This is a genomic window from Dendrosporobacter sp. 1207_IL3150, assembly GCF_036763085.1.
Taxonomy (GTDB): Bacteria; Bacillota; Negativicutes; order DSM-1736; family Dendrosporobacteraceae; genus JBAIYU01.
The window spans coordinates 16,790-34,277 of sequence record NZ_JBAIYU010000017.1; the positions used below are offsets into that span (position 1 = coordinate 16,790).

The 17,488-nt window shown below is 40.8% G+C and carries 15 protein-coding genes and 1 tRNA gene; 15 read left to right on the forward strand and 1 reads right to left on the reverse strand.

Annotated features, from left to right (window positions below):
• Positions 1–46 precede the first annotated feature (46 nt).
• From V6C17_RS09080 to V6C17_RS09110, 7 genes are all read left to right on the forward strand, one after another.
• Complete coding sequence (locus V6C17_RS09080) at positions 47–1,018, forward strand: LCP family protein (RefSeq protein WP_333522259.1); 972 nt, start codon at positions 47–49, stop codon at positions 1,016–1,018.
• Positions 1,019–1,164: 146 nt separating this feature from the next.
• Positions 1,165–1,512 carry a ribosome silencing factor gene (gene rsfS, locus V6C17_RS09085; protein WP_333522260.1) on the forward strand — a complete coding sequence of 116 codons (348 nt, stop codon included), beginning with the start codon at positions 1,165–1,167 and terminating at the stop codon, positions 1,510–1,512.
• 10 nt (positions 1,513–1,522) lie between these two features.
• The gene (locus V6C17_RS09090; protein WP_333522261.1) at positions 1,523–2,401 is read left to right on the forward strand and encodes a CvfB family protein; all 879 of its coding nucleotides are present in this window, start codon (positions 1,523–1,525) and stop codon (positions 2,399–2,401) included.
• 111 nt (positions 2,402–2,512) lie between these two features.
• A complete protein-coding gene (locus V6C17_RS09095) occupies positions 2,513–3,430 on the forward strand; it encodes a chemotaxis protein (protein ID WP_333522262.1) in 918 nt (305 codons plus the stop codon).
• 84 nt (positions 3,431–3,514) lie between these two features.
• Positions 3,515–3,590: transfer RNA gene (locus V6C17_RS09100), tRNA-Ala, on the forward strand.
• Positions 3,591–3,929: 339 nt separating this feature from the next.
• Positions 3,930–4,439: a hypothetical protein gene (locus tag V6C17_RS09105; RefSeq protein ID WP_333522263.1), complete on the forward strand. Its 510-nt coding sequence runs from the start codon at positions 3,930–3,932 to the stop codon at positions 4,437–4,439.
• A 336-nt stretch (positions 4,440–4,775) separates the two neighbouring features.
• Positions 4,776–5,147, forward strand: a complete 372-nt coding sequence (locus tag V6C17_RS09110; protein ID WP_333522264.1) for a DUF4357 domain-containing protein — start codon at positions 4,776–4,778, stop codon at positions 5,145–5,147.
• Positions 5,148–5,189: 42 nt separating this feature from the next.
• Here V6C17_RS09110 and V6C17_RS09115 read toward each other — a convergent pair whose 3' ends face one another.
• Entirely contained in the window at positions 5,190–6,038 is an 849-nt protein-coding gene (locus tag V6C17_RS09115; protein ID WP_333522265.1) for a hypothetical protein, read from the reverse strand.
• Between the two features lie 1,184 nt (positions 6,039–7,222).
• On the opposite strand from V6C17_RS09115, the gene V6C17_RS15975 reads away from it, so the two are divergent.
• From V6C17_RS15975 to V6C17_RS09150, 8 genes are all read left to right on the forward strand, one after another.
• Entirely contained in the window at positions 7,223–7,351 is a 129-nt protein-coding gene (locus V6C17_RS15975) for a hypothetical protein (RefSeq protein WP_442891469.1), read from the forward strand.
• A gap of 82 nt (positions 7,352–7,433) precedes the next feature.
• Complete coding sequence (locus V6C17_RS09120; protein ID WP_333522266.1) at positions 7,434–7,679, forward strand: hypothetical protein; 246 nt, start codon at positions 7,434–7,436, stop codon at positions 7,677–7,679.
• A 559-nt stretch (positions 7,680–8,238) separates the two neighbouring features.
• Complete coding sequence (locus V6C17_RS09125) at positions 8,239–9,216, forward strand: DUF3231 family protein (protein WP_333522569.1); 978 nt, start codon at positions 8,239–8,241, stop codon at positions 9,214–9,216.
• 81 nt (positions 9,217–9,297) lie between these two features.
• Positions 9,298–10,539 (forward strand): hypothetical protein, encoded by a 1,242-nt coding sequence (locus tag V6C17_RS09130; RefSeq protein ID WP_333522267.1) that lies wholly within the window; start codon positions 9,298–9,300, stop codon positions 10,537–10,539.
• Between the two features lie 733 nt (positions 10,540–11,272).
• The gene (locus tag V6C17_RS09135) at positions 11,273–13,078 is read left to right on the forward strand and encodes a GmrSD restriction endonuclease domain-containing protein (protein ID WP_333522268.1); all 1,806 of its coding nucleotides are present in this window, start codon (positions 11,273–11,275) and stop codon (positions 13,076–13,078) included.
• 551 nt (positions 13,079–13,629) lie between these two features.
• Positions 13,630–14,754 (forward strand): radical SAM protein, encoded by a 1,125-nt coding sequence (locus V6C17_RS09140; RefSeq protein WP_333522269.1) that lies wholly within the window; start codon positions 13,630–13,632, stop codon positions 14,752–14,754.
• Positions 14,755–14,999: 245 nt separating this feature from the next.
• Positions 15,000–15,992, forward strand: coding sequence for a hydrogenase small subunit (locus V6C17_RS09145; protein WP_333522270.1), 993 nt, complete (start codon positions 15,000–15,002; stop codon positions 15,990–15,992).
• Complete coding sequence (locus V6C17_RS09150; protein WP_333522271.1) at positions 15,967–17,328, forward strand: nickel-dependent hydrogenase large subunit; 1,362 nt, start codon at positions 15,967–15,969, stop codon at positions 17,326–17,328. The genes V6C17_RS09145 and V6C17_RS09150 overlap by 26 nt, the downstream gene beginning before the upstream one ends.
• Positions 17,329–17,488: the final 160 nt, after the last annotated feature.

Genomic DNA, 17,488 nt, shown 5'->3' on the forward strand with positions numbered 1-17,488 from the left:
TTTGCTTTTTTATTAATGTTTTGCTCCTTAGAGAGGGGGAGGAAAAATGCGAAATAAGCGACGGAAAATTCGCTGGTCAAGAGTATTTTTACTCCTGACATTATTTATGGCATTTATTATATCGTTAGCGGGAGCGTCCTTTTATCTTTACACAAGCTATTTCCGTGCTCCAAAAAACACAAGTCCTATTGTAGCTGCTGAAAAACCAGCCGAGAAGTTTAACAAAAATATTAATATACTATTGCTTGGAGTGGATGATGGTGAGGCAGAGTCAAATGCAAAGCGCTCTGATACCATGATTCTTGCTAGTATTAATCCTGAGAGCGGCGCGATAAACTTATTATCGATACCGCGTGATACACAGGTTGTAATCCCTGGCAAAAAGGGTTTTGATAAAATAACTCACGCTTATTTTTATGGCGGACCGCAGCTGGCTGTACGTACTGTGGAAAACTTTCTTGATATACCGGTAAACTACTACGTTACTATCGACTGGAAAGCCTTTATAGAAGTGATTGACATACTTGGTGGAGTTGATTTATACGTTGAAAATAATATGGATTATGAAGATCCATATGCCGATTTAGAAATACACCTAACAAAAGGCTACCAGCATTTAAATGGTGAAAAGGCCGGACAATATGTGCGTTTTCGTCATGATGAGCTTGGAGATATCGGGCGAGTTCAACGACAGCAAAAATTCTTGAAAGCTCTCAGTGACGAGGCTTTTCAGGTTGGAACTATTGTCAAGCTCCCAGCGTTATCAAGTACAATTAGGCAATATGTAGCAACAGATATGTCAATGCTGGACATTATCAAACTGGTTAATAGTCTAAAAGGCTTCAAAAGCGGGGCGCTTAATGCCGAGATGCTTCCAGGGCAATTTGCTACAGTAGATGGCCTAAGCTATTGGGTACACGATAAAGAACAAACCAAGCAGCTGCTTGAAAAAATGTTTTCAAGTAGTGTTAAAAGAGTTGGTGGATCATATTCTAGTCAAAATACACTCAGCAATTAACTTTTTTGAGCTTTGCAATGTACAATTGCAAGGCTCTTTTTTATTGTTTTTAATAATTTTGCAGGAAACACGACAAATTAGAAGAATATAATACATTTGGAATGAAAATAATTAAATATGAAGACTTATAATCGCGGGAGGATACCATGGATCAAATAAATCAAATACAGACAATGATAGCAGCTGCTGCAAGTGATAAAAAAGCCCAAGATATTGTTATACTAGACATGGACAAGGTTTCGTTGGTAGCAGATTATTTTGTAATCTGCAGTGCCAACTCAACAACTCAGGTTAAGGCAATATCAGACAATATAGAAGAAAAATTATCTGAGCAGGGAATACATGCTCTTCGTAGAGAAGGATACCGTGAAGGACGCTGGGTATTACTTGACTACGGTTATTGTATTGCTCATATTTTCATCGAAGAAGATAGACGTTTCTATAACTTAGAGCGGCTTTGGGGCGACGCCAAATCTCATACTTACGAAAAATAGGAGAAGATTTATGAGTAATAATGAGAAACTTAAACCAAGCACAGTAGCTACGCTTAAGGTAGTACGTATTAGCGAACTAGGCGCGTTTTTAGATGCTGGTACTGGGAATACCTCAGATGATATACTTCTCCATAAAGTTCAGCAAGCGCATGATGTTGCTGTCGGGGATGAGGTAAAGGTATTTCTTTATTTAGACCCTAAAGGACGTTTGACAGCAAGTATGCGTGTTCCACTGATGAGGGAAGGGCAGATCGCCAGAGTTAAAGTTATAAATACAACCAAAGACGGTGCTTTCGTTGATGTTGGCGCAGAGCGTGGTATTTTTATGCCGTTTGCTGGAATGCGTGGTGCGCTCAAGACAGGCGAAAAAGTATGGGCAAAACTTTATACAGATAAGTCTGGTCGTCTTGCTGTAACCATGGAGGTTGAGGACGAACTTAGACGTGCTTCAAAACCAGCCACAGACGCAAAGGTTGGAGATGTAGTAACAGGTACAATCTATAATTTTACTGACCAAGGGGCCTTTTTATTTACTAACGAGCGCTACATAGCTTTTATGCATACTGCAGAGATGATTGACCGTCCTAAAGTTGGCGAAGAAGTTACAGCTCGCATAACATACCTGCGTGAAGATGGACGTATTAATGTCTCCATGAGGCCAGTAAAAGAAGATGCTCTAGAGACCGATGCCCAAAAGATTATGGAACTGCTTAAGAGCAGGGGCGGAAAAATGCCCTATAGCGATGATACTGCACCAGAGGTAATTAAAGAGAAGTTTAATATAAGTAAAGCGGCTTTTAAACGTGCGATTGGCAGGCTTATAAAGGAAGATGCAATTGAGCAAAAAGAAGGCTGGACATATCTAAAGGAAAAACTCACTGATCTTTAGTCAGTGAGTTTTTTTTGTGTTACTTGTCATTTTTATGCAGGATTATGTCGAAAGTTTAGCGAAAGTTAAAACTAACAAATAATATTTGAATTTTCAGCCGGGGGAGTTTATATGAACGATAACGCTTTAGATAAAAAAGGTATTCTACTAGAGACTGGTACTAATGAATTTGAAATTGTTGAATTCCATGTAGGGTCTGTGACTTATGGTATTAACGTGGCTAAAGTCCGCGAAGTTATTAATGTAGTTCCAGTAACAAAAATGCCACAATCGCACCCGTATGTTGACGGAATGTTTACTTTGCGCGGACGTGTTATGCCACTAGTTAATCTATCTCGTTGTCTAGGTGAAGAAGAACAGTCTTCGGCTAAAAATATAATTGTTAGTGAACTTAACAACTACCATGTTGGTTTTCTAGTAGATGGTGTGTCCCGTATTCATAGAGTGTCCTGGACTGCTATGGAGCCACCTCCACCTATCGGCAATTCGTCAATGGTTGTTGGCATTATAAAGATGAATGACAAAATGGTATTGCTGCTAGATTTCGAAAAAATTATTTCTGAAATTAACCCTGAAATCAACATAAAACTAAAAACCGTTCCTCAAAAATCTGAAGACATTAAGAGCCAGCGTAATAAGAAGTCTATTATTTTAGCAGAAGACTCTCCAATGCTGCGTGAGCTGCTGGTAGGTACTCTTCATGAGGCTGGATACCTTAACATAATCCCATATAATAATGGTAAAGATGCATGGGAAGCTATGCAGAATATCGCAATGAGTGATGCGCCTGTCGAAACAAAGGTAGATATCGTAATCACTGATATAGAAATGCCTCAAATGGATGGTCATCATTTGCTAAAGCGCATACGTGAAGAGCAAAGATTAAAGCATCTCCCTGTAATTATCTTTTCCTCTCTAATTAACGACGAAATGCGCCGCAAGGGCGAAGCTATCGGTGCTAACGGTCAAATTTCTAAGCCAGAGATAGGTCAGCTTATAGAATTACTTGACAAGCTAACTTTTCAATAATACTTGTAAGGCTTGACATTATGTTACTATAAATATATAATAATTTATGTCGGTGCATTTAGTAGTATCGATAAAACTTAATCTGGGGATATAGCTCAGCTGGGAGAGCGCTTGAATGGCATTCAAGAGGTCAGCGGTTCGATCCCGCTTATCTCCACCAGAGAAATCAAGGCTTGCGAGGTTTTTACTTCGCAGGCTTTTTTGTTTTTTCTAACATTTTTCTACCCAACTTAGCTGAATTTATCTTAAAGTGATTTTGTTTTCGCGAGTAATTTGTCTATAGCGTTAGCAGCTTGCTCTTGCATCTGCGGCAGGACATGACTATAAATATCTTGGGTGATTCTAGTGGACGAATGGCCTAGTCTTTGAGATATCACTTTTACTGATACCCTTCCAGAAGGAGGGCAGTTGCATGACTGTGACGCAAGTCATGAAAACGGATAAGAGGAAGCTTACGTTCATATTTTTGTTCCTTGGTTAAAGCAGCATCTTTGTCTATTTGATTGTTATACTGTTTAATGGTCTTTCTAAACTTACTATAGAGCTGATCGGGATCGAAGGGACGACCATCATCCCAGGCCAGACGAAGTTTTTATCATCATACATGCCGCCGGCGCGGATTTTATCTGCCGCCTGGTGGCGTTTTTCTTTTTTTAGGGCCTCTAGTGTAATAACGGGAAGTTTTACTGAGCGTTCGCTAGTTGAGGTCTTGACTGGCCGAAGAGTGAGTTTGCTGTTTTCCCAATCGAGAGAATTGCGCACAAACAACAGTCCGCGGTCAAAATCAATATCACGCCATCTTAACGCGCACACTTCGCAACGGCGCAAGCCGCAGGTGGTAGCTAGAATTATTGGCAGGAAAACATTAGTGTTTTCTGCAATGGTGATGATCTTGAAGCAGATGCAAGTGTCGATTCAAGTGTGGCAGTCTGCCGACGATGTACCGGCAGGCGGTAGACCCGCATTGTGTGGGCGGGCGATGGTAAACATATCAATGGAGTATAGTTGAGCGGACAGAATTGTTATTGGGTGGGTTGAAGATAGAAATGTTAAATGGGAGGTTAGGTAACATGGCATATTCGAAATCAATAAATATTTTATTGCCGACTGGCTGATCAGATGGGCCGATTGAGTTAAGGATGCTCAGTTTCTGGAAAGGAGCCTAATAAAGCACTTATAATATATCTTGAAACTTATTATTGTCTGCAGGCAAACAGTCCAGTGCATATAATTTTCTGACACAGAAATCTTTTCACAATATGATACTTAAACGTTCAGAGTTAGCTGGTATGCAGGGATTTTCTGATAATGTGATATGTTGGTGGGCTCAATAGGATACAGAATATTGGAAGATTCGGCAAGGGCAACTGGCATATCATCTGATAAGACTTATTTTTATTGTAAAAATAAAACAGGCGCTGATGCAAAAGGCTTTTATTCCGATAAGGGGTTTACAGTTTTGCTTGGCAACAAGGTGATAGAGAATTGCTCATCAAAAACATTTAAAGAATGCCAATACAGTGAGTTGCTCGATAAACTGATAAAGAATAAAGTAATTGTCGACTGGGCATTTAAAAAAGAACATACTTTTTCATCTCCAACATCAGCGGCTGATGTGGTGACACAAGGCTATGTTTCAGTAAACGAATACTGGATTGATGCTAATGGCAAAAACAATATAAAAAAACAAGCCATGTTGAGACATGTAGTCTCTTAGTTAAACAAAGCTGAGCTTAGAGAGGTTGTAAATATTTTATACTTAGGTCCGGAAAGATTCCTGACGATCCAGCCATGTAATAATAGCGTAAGGGACGACCCAGCGGATTATTGTAGCATATATATTCCAGTGATGATATAGTAGCCAACCCTTCCAATTTGCAAATGTATAGAAAGATATACCTACAATGATTAAAAGTCCAAATATGATTGGACGATATTTAGGTTGAGTTTTGGGTATCAGGATACCAGTTAAAATTCCAAGTAAAGTAAGAGAACCAATTTCAGAAAAACGGTCATCAGCATGGGGAGAGATGAAAATGTGTGGTCTCCATTGAAAAAACTTCAGAAGTTCTCCACCCATAATAGCTCCTCCTAACATGCCTCCAATGTTATACACACTAGCCGTAAGTATAAGCGAATAAGGGAATGGCTTTTCTTTTCTTAAAAAACGAGGAGCATATTTTGACAAGATAACATACCAAACGAAATAGACAGCTATCGAAATCAAGATATTCCAATGAACATAGACAAGGTATCCTAAACGTAAATATAAAACTTCGGTCAAACTTTGCATAATTGTGAATAATATGATAAGTAGCCAACGTTTTTTACTATGGATAAAATAATGACTTGCAATAAAAAAAGTCAGGGGTATAACGACTACATCTGCCAGAAGGACACCCATTTGATTGTCCTGGTGAAAATTAGAAAGTAAATGTGCGGGGAATTTATAGGTCTCAAACAGAAAGTTAAAAGTTACCTCTCCAAGATCAACAATCATTACAAAGAGGAAAAAAGCGGTTAATATTGTACCCCATGAATATTTCCCTTTTTTTATTATCCACATAAACCAAATTGTAAAAATAACAATATGAATTATAAACAACATAAACTTTTTGCTCCTTAATTACTGTTTATTTGTTACACAATGAGATTAGTTCTTCTAATATTTCGTGGACGGCTATTCAGTTCATCGGCAAAGGCCAGCACGTCTTCGGGATTATACAGCTCGATGGAGACGCCTTTAGGGATGTACTGGCGTAAGCGACCGTTGTGCCTTTCGTTTACGGGACGCTCCAGGACAAGTATGGATGAGCAAAATAAACATCCGTGCCCCACTGCTGAAGCTGTGCAAAATCCTTTTTGAACCATTGGCAGTCGTAATGGTCTTGAATATCTTGCCTGAACAGTTCACCGTACTCACTTACAGAACGTTCATGCGTCGATTACAGCCTCGCTAGTTTTACCAGGGATACGAATGGCAAGGTGGTTGTCGGTGACACGCTCAACCAACGTCAGGATAACAGCATCCTTGCAGTTGCGACGTCCGACCACCGTGTCGGCTTCCCAAAGTCAAGCTCTGTGCGGTCATCCACGATATTGGGACGCTCGTCAATGCTGGTGCCCTTTGGCCGTTGTAGAGCGTTTTCGTATATACCATCTCGCTTTTATCGAACAGCCTGTGCAGCATGGCGTAACCTACACAAGCATCTAACGGCCAGCGGTGTTCACGGAATTGTTTTTACAAAATATTACAAATGCATTATTTGTAATATGCGAATAATTATGTAATAATTTAAACTCTGTTGTAAAAATTCAAACCTCAATTTTCGACGGTGGATTTGAAGATATTAGATGAGTTAGGATATAAGACACTTGAGGTACAGACGGTCGATATATTTCCACACACGTATCAACATATTTTGATGAACGTATCAAATAATAGGATTTCTATTTTAGTAGAACTTTATTTACTGAATCGTAATTTTGGGTGCACCCCCCCTTACGATGCAACAGGGTAAGAATAATTAAATTGTATCAATGACCCCCTAAAACGACCCCCTTATTTATCCCCAGTAATTCCGCGTATTTGTATCATCTTATTGCCAAAACACAAGGTGATACGAGGTCAATTCCCGAGAACTCTACCTGGGGCATTAGAAGGCGCTTCGAGCAAGGAAAGCTTCAAATCAACCATACGAATTTTATAGGCTATGACAAAGATGAGGACGGCAATCTTATTATTAACGAAAGCTCGACTATGCAACAACAAATAATCCATTTGCAGGCAGAGTGATCTGCGGCTCTTGCGGGCAGATCTTTAGCAGGAAGGTATGGAACTCTACCGCTGAGAGGCTCAGAAGGATCATCTGGCGATGTAACGGTAGATATCCAGCCAAAGGCGAAAATGGGTGTGAGTAAGCATATCGATGATGGGGGGGTATCAAGCTTTTATAAATACATTTAATGCCCTCATTGAGAACAAGGATTACTTTATTGAAAAGTGGAAAGAACGCTTGGGGAGCGAAATCTGCTTCAGCGATATAAGGCTGCACAGTTTATTGAAGAAATGACGAAGCCTAAGCCACTAACCGAGGTTGACGTAGATTTGTTTTTTGCCCTTGTGGAGAAGATTACAGTTTATGATGAAGGCAGATTGATAGTAAGTTTGCTTGATGGGACGAGGTTGAATGTGACATTGAATAGAGAAGAAGATTTGATCCGGTTGGGGTGGTTTGAATCACCTTGACCGGCTTTTTTCGTTGCTGGTAACGATCGCCATCCGTCCAGCCAGCCAGAAACTGCTGGATAGTCCGAATGACGATCAAGATTATTACTGAGTTATGACCACCTGTATCACAGCAGGTGGTATTTTTAGGATGAAAGGTTCTCCAATTTAAGAATTTATTAAATTGATAAAACAGCCAATATAAAAACCAGTCAGCTATGTAAGAGTGCCAAGTATTCCACCATTGGTGGTATCTCATGTACTCGAAAATAACATAGATTAAATCAATGATACAGCGATAGTTGTCCATAGTAACCAATATCTGAGCATGTTTTAAACAGAGCGTTTTGGATAACCACTGAATAAACAGATACGTTACCACAGGATATATCGCCAAATCATCGCCCAGGTGGATGAGATAGGGTGGACCTATGTAATTCCACAGCGGGTAATAGAACACTAACACATCGGTGATATAAAATGCCTGATTAAAATGCCACAAAAAGCGCAAACTACTCCTAAACGCTTATGGAGGTTGTCACCATGAAGGAAAAACACAACATCAGAATGACGCGCCGAGATTAGTAGCCTCTGGATTCAGTATCTCAGCGACAGCAGTGCAGTATGCTTCATGAAGTACATGATAAAGAAGACGGAGGATACCGAAATTCTGCCTATCCTAAAGTACGCGCTTCAGCTTGCCGAGTCGCACCTGTTAACCATTGACGAGATATTCAAGAAAGAGGAGTTCCCAACCCCTGTGGGCTTCACCGACAAGGACGTTATCCCCAACGCTCCTCGTCTGTTTTCCGACCCGATGCACTTGTTCACCGTGAAAAATCTGGCTAAATCAGGCATGATTGCCTATAGTCTTTCCCAATCGTTGGCTTCGCGGGCGGATGTCAGGCATTTCTATAGGAAGTGCCTTGCGGAATCCTCCGACCTTGACGAGCGGGCGACACAGGTGATGCTGTCGAAAGGCACGTATGTTCGTCCGCCCTATATCACCGTTCCCGACCGGGTGGAGTACGTGGAAAGCGATAAGTTTCTCGGCAGCCTGTTCGGCAAGCAACGAACGCTGAATGCCCTGGAGATAACCCACCTGTTTTTAAATTCTCAATCCGATGCTATCGCAAAAGCACTGATGATCGGCTATAGTCAGGTAGCCCATTCCACTGAGCTACGCCAGCTTTTCGTCAGGGGCGCAGATATCGCTGACAAGCATGTAGAAATATTCGGACAATCACTTAAAGAAAGCGGCCTTCCCGCGCCGATGAGCCTCGACTCAGATATAATGGACTCCACCACGCCGCCGTTCTCCGACAAGCTGATGCTGTTCCAAATCTGCCAGCTCATGTCCATGGGACTCGCCTATTATGCGGCAGGCATCGGTTCCAGCTTTCGGAGAGATATTTCAGCGGACTACGCCCGCCTTATGGTGGAAATCGGAATGTATGTCGATGACGGCATTAAGATGCTCATCGAAAATGGCTGGATGGAGGAGCCGCCGATGGCTGATGACCGCAAAGAGCTGGCGCTGAGCGGCAAAAACAAGTAAATGCTGGGCGAATACATATACAAGAAAACCCTTCGATTAGGGATATGCCCCTCAGGCAACTGCTAGATTGGAGAGAGAAAAATGAGCGATAGCTACACGCCGCGCCGCAAGCGGTTGTCCCTCTCTGCTTACACCACATCGGAGATGCATGTCCGGCATCCGCTCATAGCCGTATGGTGGGCGGCCTCTTTCGGGGGCTTCGGGCAGATAATGATCGGCAGTTATATCAAAGGCTTCGTGCTGGTAATCATGGAGATCATCCTCAATCTGATGGCGAATGTAAATTTGGCAATATTATATTCATTCACAGGGCGGATAGAGCTTGCCATAGAAGTGCTGGATGCAAGGTGGCTCTTGGCCTATGTCCTCGCTTATTGTTACGGTCTATGGGATGCCTACAACCATTCCGTCAGCCTAAATAAGCAGGCCGTGCTTGCCGAACGGGAAAAAGCACCGATTGATGTGTTCGTAATGCAGTCGTACAGCATTAATTTTCTGGATAAAAGGGCGCCCTGGGTGGGCATGTTCTGGAGCATAGTATTTCCGGGATTGGGGCATATGTTCGTTATGCGAATGGTCACCGGCCTTTTCTTGATCAGTTTCTGGATGGTCGGCGCTTATTATTCCCATTTGTTCCAGGTCGTGCATTTTACTCTTCTGGGGGATTTTGAGCAGGCGTTGGCTGTAGCTGATCCACAATGGTTAATGTTCCTGCCGTCGCTTTTCTGCTTTGCCGTCTACGATGCATACACTAGCATAGTGGAACTAAATAAAAAGTTTGATACGGAACAACGCGAATATCTCGAGAAGAGATACCAGCGATTGCTAATTGAACTGCCTATGCCAATAACGGAGGGAGAGTCCCAGATGCTGATAGCCGCAACTTTTGATCATTCGTCCTTTGTTGAGCTTGCCGTAACCGAGTTGGAAGCAAAGGGTATTTCCAAAGAGAAGATACTGGCGATACCTATCGCTCAGAAACAAAAAAACGTTGCAATTTTAGATACCATCCATCGGTCCGATGGAATCAGCATCATCGATACTGCCTCGGTGTTCGGCACTATAGGCATGGTTCTGGGCACAATCTACGGGTTTGTCTGGGCCTGGGGGCCAGTCTTCTGGGCATTAATCGGTCTGTTTGGCGGCGCGGCGATCGGGCTTGCCGGCGACTACCTCCTGACAAGACGAAAAATGACCAGGCAGAGGAGAGATAAAGTTTCGGAACTTGTTCTGCTGATCAGTTGCGACAATGCCGAGGCTAACATGGTGGAGCAGGTACTTCGGGACAATGCCGCCTTCGGGGTTGGTACTGTAAAGCCGTAAGGCGGTTACACCAGATGCACTTCCAAAACCGCCCTAGTCCTATGTCCGCCTCATTACTAATTACCATCGCCGGGCACCTTGCCCACGTCTCCCCGGTGCATCAGCGATAATCCCTTGGTATGTACACCAGCTGCATCGGGCGAGGTACTGCCGGAAGAGTATAGGCAGTCACTCGCTTTATCTGCCACGGCAGCAGCACTATACCCGGTACCGCCACGAGCAAACACCGAGCCCGCGTCGGTACCGGGTATAGTGCTGTGACATAACAGGATTATCGGACGCGCCAGGGGCCTCCTGCCTGGTTCGGGCGGATAGCATCATTGGGACGGTTCTAGTGATTCCTTTACATGACTCAACAGAACTGTCACCGCAATATATCAGAACCAGTAAATCGTCGAATATGGATAGTAGATAATAGTGATGATGAAGGTAACGATATTATGAGTATCCTGAAGAGTATTAGCATGAAAGCTTCCGGCAATCGGAAGCTTTTATTTTTGCGTAAGCGAATACCACACGCTATGTATGTGGTTCCAAAAAGCTTATAGTTATGCGTCGAAAAAAAGCCCCTTTGTTAGAAGGATTACTAGGATTCTAGTGATGCATATACATGACTCGATGGAAGCGTACCCGCGATATAGAAGTCTGTAAAAAAGGATTTATTGTATAAATATGGAATAATTATAATATTTGAAGGTAAGGGATAAGAAACTGCACAAGGTGGGGTACTGCTATGGCTAACTTAAAAACGGATAAATATTCAGTTAATCAACATTCTATTGGAATTATTCTTTCCTGGGTTCAATCTGGAGAGATTGCTATACCGGAAATACAGCGACCTTTTGTCTGGGATGCATCCAAAGTCCGTGATCTTATGGATTCGCTATACCAAGGATATCCTGTCGGTTATCTTATTGCTTGGAAAAATCCGAATATCAGGTTGAAAGACGGCACCGTTTCTGCAGGCAAAAAGATATTAATTGATGGACAGCAACGAGTAACAGCATTAACTGCTGCCGTCTTGGGAATGCCCGTGGTAAATAAGGAATATCGCAAGGGACGCATTATTATTGCCTTTCACCCACAGGAAGAGCGCTTTGAAGTATTAAATCCGGCTATACAAAAAGATCCCGCTTGGATACCTGATATTTCACCGATAATGCGAAATGAAGTCAAACTATTTACTTTAGTAAAGGAATACTGCGAAAAAAATCCTGCCGTTTCGGAAGAACATTTGCACGAAATTATCACAAATTTAACTCAGATATTACATAAACAAATAGGATTAATCGAATTAGCTCCTGATTTAGATATAGAGACCGTCACTGAGATCTTTATTCGCATAAATTCTAAAGGGGTTGTGTTGAGTCAAGCGGATTTTGCGATGTCTAAGATAGCAGCTGATGAAAAATATGGTGGCAACAAATTACGTAAGTGTATCGATTACTTCTGTCATCTTGCTGTAGCACCTGAATTTGTTAGTACCATCCAGGACGTAGATAGAGATTTTACTGGATCCGAATATTTCGCTAGAATTAAGTGGATGAAAGACGAAAATGACGATCTATATGATCCGGATTATACAGATGTATTGCGTGTAGCTTTTACTTCAGAATTCAATCGCGGTAAACTAGCTGATTTAGTAAGCTTGTTATCTGGACGTAATTTTGAGACTCGTACCTTTGAGGAAGATATTGCCCGGCAATCATTTGTTGCTTTAGAAAAAGGTGTACTGAATTTTACGAACGAGACAAATTTCAAGCGTTTTATTATGATTATTCGTTCGACAGGGTTTATCGCAGCCTCACTCGTACGTTCCCAGAATGCAGTCAACTTTGCTTATATTTTATACCTAAAGTTAAAAGCAATGGGCTATCAGTCCGGAAATATAGAGCATTTTGTTCGGCGTTGGTATGTCATTTCAGTACTCACTGGCAGATATTCAGGATCGCCAGAATCTCAATTTGATTATGATATCCGCAATATTTCTGCAGGTAACTTTAGAGATTATTTAAATAATGTTGAAGCCGGTGAATTATCAGATGCCTTCTGGAATACCGTGCTCGTTCAAAACCTGAATACCTCTGTGACCAGCAGTCCCTATTTCCATGTTTTCCTTGCGTCACAAATCAAGGGACAAGATAGAGGGTTTTTGTCTAAAGAAATAACTGTTCATGATTTAGTTTCCTATAAGGGCGATATCCACCACGTTTTTCCCAAGGAATATTTAAAGCGCAATGGTGTTGAACGCGGACAGTACAATCAGATCGCTAACTATGTATACACTCAATCAGAGGTAAACATAAAAATAGGCAAAAAGCCACCGAACGAATATATGGCTGATGTGCTAGCTCAATGTAATGGAAACGAACTTAAATACGGCGGTATCCGCGACGAAGCAACACTAAGAGCTAATTTAACTATGAGTTGTATTCCTGATGACATATTTAATATGGATATTTCAAGATATCAGGAGTTTCTGGAAATACGACGTTCATTGATGGCACAGAAGATAAAAGAGTACTATTTCTCTTTATAGATTTTGTGTGCCCAAGTCTGTAATTATAAGATTTAGAAATGTTGTTTAATTATAATAACGTTAATAATGTTTCTAACATTCTTCTAACAAACGTGTTAGAAACCTACCAAAGTCATCAAACAGCAAGAGGCAGAAACCGTGATTTTACTGGGGTTTCCTTATCCATCTCAATGCCGTTTCCAAAATGGCATTCAAGAGGTCAGCGGTTCGATCCCGCTTATCTCCACCAGAGAAATCAAGGCTTGCGAGGTTTTTACTTCGCAGGCTTTTTTGTTTTAATATAGTAACGGTATTGGTGACAGACTAAAATTTGATTTAAAACTATGCCGAAATATTTAACGCCTATTTGGGATTACATTGATGGGAGATCAGTGGAAAGTGATAAAAAACTGACATTGTTGTAAACTGATGCGTAAACCAGTATAATTTAAATATTATTGGCTTGATTACTCATTATAGAAGAAGCAATCAAGCTCAACTACAGATTTTTAAATATTATTTATACTTGACGAATGTGTGAAGTATTAGATTAAGTAGATAGGCGGTACGTTATGAAAATTTCTAAAAATGATGCGTTGATATGGTTTGATCATTTTTCACAATTGTCTGAGGAAGAGGACATTAGTGTAAAACACGAAGAAATCATTTACGCTACCTTTGCGCAAATTGAGGCAGCAATTGATCATAGAAATGATATGCTGATGTCAGAAATTAAGGGTTTGAAAACATTAGAAAATAGAACTATTTTTGTGGGAAATGAAAGCAAATTCCCTAAAGGATGTCGTTCTTGTCTTTTGGGTACTGGCTTGAGTGCAATTAGGAAAACGAACAAATGTAATTTAGTGTGTAAGTTCTGTTATAATTATGGCGAACTAGACGATATTCGTCCGGTTGGAGAAGGTATGTGGGAAATTGGAGGCACGAAATTTTACGAGAAGGATATTGATTTGCTTCTTTCCATCCACCAAAAACCCACTGGCATTTCCTACGTTTATTTAGAGCCATTCATGGAAATTGAAAAATACTATTCGATTATAAAGAAATTTAGTGATGCTCAAATTCATCAGCATTTATACACTAATGGCACTTTAGCTACAGAAGAGACATTGAAAGCATTAGGTGAAGCCGGTCTTAATGAGATACGTTTCAACCTAGGTGCTTCTAATTGTGCGGACAAAGTAATTGAAAATATTGGATTAGCAAAAAAATATATCAAAAATGTCGGTATTGAAACTCCAATGACTCCTGAGTTTTTTGAAGCATTTTTTAAGAAAAGACAAGCAATCTTCGAGACAAAACTCGATTTTATCAATTGTGCGGAATTACACTTAAATGAGAATAACATATACAATTATTATGGGGAAAACATGTATATTTCCAGACATGGTTATATATCTCCAATTTGGAGTAGGGAATTAACTTTGAAATTCATGAAAATAGCTGATGAAGAAAACTGGGATTTAGCGGTTCATGATTGCTCAAACAACACAAAGTTTGCAAGAGGCTTAAATTTGAGCAGCAAAGCGGGTATGTTGTTCGGCTCCAGTAATTATGCCTGTGAATTTTCTATGATTCCATTCGAAATATTTATGCCAATACTGAATGATGACAATTTCAAATTCTTAAATGAAGAAGAATTGCCTGACGACTATAAACCAGAAGTTATGGATTTTTAGAATGGTGTGTTCCTTTGTGGGCAGGGGAAATTAGTTTAGCAAGAATTTAATGCAATCCTAGAAATAATATATTTGTGTAAAAACCTACTCACGTTCGGAAAACGTGGGTAGGTTTTTTAGATTTTACCCACGTTTTTATTACATAGGAAGAGATTACTCATATAATGTTTTACTTCAAATCTAATTTTGTAGTACTGACTTACGCCGTATAGTCATATGCTGATACAAAAATGTGAGGACTACGTATGAATAAGAGCGATTTTGAAAGCATTTGCCTGGAACATCGGCTATGTAACGATCACACTTTATCTTCCAAGATTATCCCTGAGGCATGTGATTTTATTGTCAGTAACAAAAAAAATAAACTTCCTGTTATATGGCTTGAGACAAGCGATAGCGGAGATAACAATATTGCCTTTATGAATACGACATACCCGTACTTGCATCAGGTTTTTACTGACATGATTGATCTCTTGTATAGTAATACTTTCATGGCGGCACAGGGAGGGGACGCTCTAGAGATTCTATTTAACTCAATAAAATTACATCATGGAAAATTCACACTCGTAGTAGAGGGAGCTATACCTACTAAAGACGACGGACTATATAATGTAATAGCTCAAACAAAAAGTCATCGAATCACCGCATTAGAAGCTGTAAAACTTCTGGGGGCGGCAGCGGAATACGTCGTAGCTATTGGTACTTGTGCTAGTTTTGGTGGGATATCATCGGCCGCTCCAAATACAACTGGATCGGTTGGAGTAAGTAAAGTTCTTGATCGCGACGTTATTAACGTTAGCGGATGCCCCGTTAATCCCGATTGGTTTGTCGGTACGCTTGCGCATCTTCTTATGTATGGTAAACCTGAATTAGATGACTTAGGTAGACCCAAAATGTTCTATGAATATACAGTGCATCAGCACTGTCAGCGTCGCTCTTACTTCGATAAAAAAGAATTTGCAGAGCATTTGGGAGATATAGAGTGCATGTTTTCATTAGGATGTGCAGGCCCGCGTACTAGCGCCGATTGTCCCTATCGTCAGTGGATTAATCATGTTAGTTGGCCTGTAAAAGTAAATACTCCTTGTATCGGCTGTACTAATCAAGATTTCCCAGACGGTTCAACGCCGTTCTTCTCGCCGCTGCCAGAGAAAACGCTAAATAAGCAAAAACAGTCCTTAACCCAGCCGACAGCTGAGAAAGGAGAAGCATATGAGCAAGAAAAAGATAATAATTAGTCCTGTCACAAGACTTAGTGGTCTGTTATCCATGGAATTAATAGTTGAAGATAAACAAGTAATAGAAGCAAACGCTAGCTGTACAATGTTTAGAGGTTTTGAATATATAATGAGAGATCGTCATGTTACAGATGCCGTTTATATGACGCAGCGTGTTTGTGGCATATGTTCTACTGTACATGGAGCAGCGGCAAGTTATTTGCTTGATAAACTGTACGATAATGATATCTCAGAAAATGCGCAGTACATACGAAATGTCATGCTTGCAGCCGACTTTTTGCAGAATCATATACGCCATTTTTATTTCTTTGGCCTGCCTGATTTTGTTATCATGCCTAACCAGCCGCCCTTTATAAATCAGAATTGCTATGATTGCCGATTAAATGACAGTGATAATCACAGAGTAGCAAGCCATTACTTTGATGCAGTTGCGGTATCTGAAAAGTGCCATCAAATACTGGCGCTATTTGGTGGCAAAGCACCACATCAACACAGTTTTGTTCACGGTGGGGTATCAGTTGCACCTACAGCCGACAAGATCAACAAAGCGCTTTCACTTATTCGGGATATACGTACGTTCATAGAGGGCTGTTTAATGCCAGATACAGAATTAATCGCGCACTGCTATAATGATTATTACGATATTGGTATAACTCCTGGTAGATTTCTATCTTTTGGACTTTTCCGCTTTGGTAATAAAAACCATGAACTGCTTTGGCGAGGCGGCGTGAAGGCAGGCTCGCAGTTTAGAAATGAGGCGAATCTAGACTATATAAAAGAGGACATAACCAAGGCGTGGTATTACCGACCAAAATGGTCAAATGAGGATACTCCTGCTCCTTATAAACCAGGGGCATATACTTGGAATAAGGCAGTCTTATACGATGGATTACATTATGAGGGCGGACCGATTGTCCGTATGATAATTAATGGTTTCTATTCAGGTGGAACTTCGACAATGGACCGCATAGTCGCCCGATCAATTGAAACAAAGTTGATAGCTGAGTTAATTGAGAAATGGTTAAAAATAATTAAAATTGGTGATGCACCGATTGCGAGAAAAAAGGATCTCGCGGCTAGCGAAGGAATATCGATTACTGATGCTATGCGTGGCCCTCTGCTTCATGCAGTAAAGCTAAATGGGGAACAAGTTGATAAGTTCGATATTATAACTCCGACCTCATGGAATTTTTCGCCCAAGGATGAAAAAGAAAATCGCGGACCTGCTGAAGAAGCTCTGGTTGGTACGTTAATACCACATCCAGATCTGAAATATGTAATTCCGGGACGAATAATTCGTTCTTTTGATCCATGTATAAGTTGTGCAACACACTAAAAATACCCCTCCAAACGGAGGGGTATTTCGGTGTAAGCAGTAAGTTTAGACGACTTTTATCTTGAAATAAACCAACTCATTGAGGGATTTTAAGTACTATTGATGCATTCGCAGAGCAACCGATGTGTGCAAAGGCTAGCCATATGGGGCTAGCCTCTTT

Bases quoted from the DNA above. Each gene is read 5' to 3' on its own strand.
- V6C17_RS09080 (WP_333522259.1), top strand. From the start codon at position 47: ATGCGAAATAAGCGACGGAAAATTCGCTGGTCAAGAGTATTTTTACTC.
- rsfS (WP_333522260.1), top strand. From the start codon at position 1,165: ATGGATCAAATAAATCAAATACAGACAATGATAGCAGCTGCTGCAAGT.
- V6C17_RS09090 (WP_333522261.1), top strand. From the start codon at position 1,523: ATGAGTAATAATGAGAAACTTAAACCAAGCACAGTAGCTACGCTTAAG.
- V6C17_RS09095 (WP_333522262.1), top strand. From the start codon at position 2,513: ATGAACGATAACGCTTTAGATAAAAAAGGTATTCTACTAGAGACTGGT.
- V6C17_RS09115 (WP_333522265.1), bottom strand. From the start codon at position 6,038: ATGTTGTTTATAATTCATATTGTTATTTTTACAATTTGGTTTATGTGG.
- V6C17_RS09130 (WP_333522267.1), top strand. From the start codon at position 9,298: ATGAGCGATAGCTACACGCCGCGCCGCAAGCGGTTGTCCCTCTCTGCT.
- V6C17_RS09135 (WP_333522268.1), top strand. From the start codon at position 11,273: ATGGCTAACTTAAAAACGGATAAATATTCAGTTAATCAACATTCTATT.
- V6C17_RS09140 (WP_333522269.1), top strand. From the start codon at position 13,630: ATGAAAATTTCTAAAAATGATGCGTTGATATGGTTTGATCATTTTTCA.
- V6C17_RS09145 (WP_333522270.1), top strand. From the start codon at position 15,000: ATGAATAAGAGCGATTTTGAAAGCATTTGCCTGGAACATCGGCTATGT.
- V6C17_RS09150 (WP_333522271.1), top strand. From the start codon at position 15,967: ATGAGCAAGAAAAAGATAATAATTAGTCCTGTCACAAGACTTAGTGGT.